The following is a 2,899-nucleotide window of genomic DNA, read 5'->3' on the forward strand; positions in this document are numbered from 1 at the left end:
CCTCACCCTGTTGTTGCCGCTCATGCGCCGCACCATGCACCGGCGAGAAGACCGCAACCTGGCCACGATCAAGGCCATCCTGGAAGGCTGAGAAGGGCTCGCCAACAAGCTGGCGCTGCGAGGCATTGCGCTCCTCGCCGGCACCTGGGTCGGCGTTGAGTGTCGGCGGCCACGGAAAGCTCCCCGTAGGCGGCCGGAAAGTTCCCCGTTGATGGCCATGTGATTTCCCCGTCGGCGGTCATGTTTCTCCCCGTTTCAGCCGTGTCGCTGCGCGCTGTTGGTGTGGCGGTGGGCTGGTCTGGAGCCGAGTTGATCGGCTTCAGGGAGGAAGGACGTGAAGCAACCGGAGGAGATCATGGAAATTCTGGAGGCGTTCGACCTGACGGGTAGTTACCGCGCGGCGGCGGAGTTGGCCGGATGTGATCACCACACGGTGGCGCACTATGTGGCGCTGCGTGAGGCCGGCCGCGGGCCGGAGCGGATGCGCGCGGAGCGGGTGGCCGGCCCGTTCCTGGCGAAGATCGAGGAATGGGTGGAGCGCTCGCGGGGTCGGGTCGGCGCGGACGTGTGTCACCGCAAGCTGTCCGCGATGGGCTACGCGGGTTCGGAGCGCACCACCCGGCGGGCGGTGGCTGACGCGAAGAAGGCGTGGCGGGCGGGTAACCGGCGGGTCTACCGGCCGTGGATCCCGGAGCCGGGGCTGTGGCTGCAGTTCGACTGGGGTGAGGGGCCGAGGGTGGCCGGGCAGCGGACCCAGTTGTGGTGCGCGTGGCTGGCCTGGTCCCGGTTCCGGGTGGTGCTGCCCACGGTGGACAAGACGCTGCCGACCTTGTTGGCGTGTCTGGACCAGACGTTGCGCAGGGTGGGTGGGGTGCCCACCTATGCGCTGACCGATAACGAGCGCACCGTCACGGTGGAGCACGTGGCCTCGATGGCGGTGCGGCATCCGCAGATCGTGGCCGCCGGCCGCCATTACGGGCTGACGATCGCCACCTGCGTGCCGGCCGACCCCGAATCGAAGGGCGGATCGGAGGCCACCGTGCGCATCGCCAAGCGGGACCTGCTGCCCACCGAGGTGAATCTGCGCCCGGCCTACGTCTCGTTCGCTGAGCTGCAGCAGGCGTGTGCGGGGTTCTGCGGGCAGGTCAACACCCGCCCGCACCGGGAGACCGGCCGCGCCCCGGCCGAGATGCTGACCGAGGAACGCGCCCGGCTGCACCGGGTGCCGGACGCGCCGTTGACCACCGTGTTCGGGGAGACCCGCAAGGTGATGTGGGACTCCACGACCAGCGTGGGCGGGGTGCGCTACTCGGTGCCGTGCGGGCTGATCGACGAACGGGTCTGGGTCCGGTTCGCCGGCGACGAGCTGGTGGTCACCCACGTCGCAGCTGGGGGTCCGGCGGAAGTGGCCCGGCATCAGCGTTCCACCCCCGGCCGTCCGTCCATCAAGGATGAACACTACCCACCGCGACCACCCGGCGCGCTGGACCGCCGCCCACGAGCGCGAAACGGTCAGGAGTCGGCGTTTCTGGCCATCGGTGAGGGCGCCCATCAGTGGCTGATCGAGGCGGCCGCGGCCGGAGCCACCCGGGTCCGCACCAAGATGGCCGTGGCGATCACCCTCGCGAAGCTGCACGGCGCGCAGCGGGTGGACCAGGCGCTGGGCACCGCCGCGGCGGCGGGCCGGTTCGCCGATGGCGACCTGCAAGCGATCCTCGACCACCACCGACACGGGCCCGTCGCCGAACCTCGCCGGGCCGGCGAACGGCACAGCCTGCAGCCCGGAACCGGCGCGTGGGCCACGTTCGGGGCGGGTGAGCAGTCATGACCACCCCTACCGCCAAGCGACGGCCGCCGACGACGGTAGCCGCCCCGGCCGGTGAGCCGTTCGACGAAGCCCTGGCCCTGACCCGCCGGCTGCGGCTGCCCTACCTGCGCAAGGCGCTCACCGACGTGGTGCCCACCGCCCGCGCGCAGCGCTGGGACCCGGCCGAGCTGGTCCGGGTGCTGCTGGCCGAGGAGGCCGCCGGCCGGGACGAGGCAACCATGCGGGCCCGCCGCCGCCGGGCCGGGTTCCCCGCCGGCAAGACCTTTGACACCTGGGACGAGAACGCCTCCTCGATCTCTCGCCCCACCCAACATGCTCTATCCACATTAGAATGGGTTAGCCGGCACGAGAATCTCTGCGTGTGCGGGCCGTCCGGCACCGGAAAGTCGCATTTCTGCGAGGCGCTCAGCCAACGCGCCGTCGACCGCGGCATGACCGTGGCCTGGTTCTCCATCGAAGACCTCGGCACCCTCGTCCGCCGGCACCGCGCCGACGACTCCGTCTCCAAGGAGATCACCCGAATCATGCGCGCCGACCTGGTCACCGTCGACGACATCGGACTGCTGCCGATCAGCCCGGACGCCGCCGAAGGCTTCTACCGCCTCGTCGACGCCGCCTACGAACGACGCGCCCTGGCCATCAGCTCCAACCTGCACCCCTCCGGCCTGGACGAACTCATGCCCAAGACCCTGGCCACCGCCACCGTCGACCGCCTACTACACCACGCCCACATCGTCGTGACCCAAGGCGACTCGTTCCGCCTCACCGAGGCCACCGCCGGGAAGGGGGTGAAGCCCCTCACCTGATCACAACCGGGGAGAACCATGACCGCCCCCGGGGAGCCGCCCTGGCCGCCAGCGGGGAACAACCCCGGCCACCACCGGGGAGATCCACTGACCGCCAGCGGGGAAATCACAATGACCGTTGACACCACACCGAGAAACCGACCCAGCCAGGCCGCCACCGCGCCCTGCGCCCCGCCCGGCCCGACTGAAGCCCCGACAACGCCACCGCCACACGGCCCACACAACCCGGACAGCATCGGCCTCACCGAGCCAGGCCAGAAACGCC

Annotated in this window: 2 protein-coding genes; both read left to right on the top strand. The window is 70.7% G+C overall.

What is annotated here, in order from left to right:
* Positions 1-334 precede the first annotated feature (334 nt).
* Complete coding sequence (gene istA, locus VGR06_RS19435; RefSeq protein WP_327560517.1) at positions 335-1,828, top strand: IS21 family transposase; 1,494 nt, start codon at positions 335-337, stop codon at positions 1,826-1,828.
* Positions 1,825-2,634, top strand: coding sequence for an IS21-like element helper ATPase IstB (gene istB / locus VGR06_RS19440; protein WP_327560518.1), 810 nt, complete (start codon positions 1,825-1,827; stop codon positions 2,632-2,634). The genes istA and istB overlap by 4 nt, the downstream gene beginning before the upstream one ends.
* Positions 2,635-2,899: the final 265 nt, after the last annotated feature.

The sequence above is a fragment of the Actinophytocola sp. genome (assembly GCF_036002505.1).
Lineage (GTDB): Bacteria > Actinomycetota > Actinomycetes > Mycobacteriales > Pseudonocardiaceae > DASYTH01.

Excerpts from the sequence above, each read along its gene's own strand:
- istB (WP_327560518.1), top strand. The coding sequence starts at position 1,825 with ATGACCACCCCTACCGCCAAGCGACGGCCGCCGACGACGGTAGCCGCC.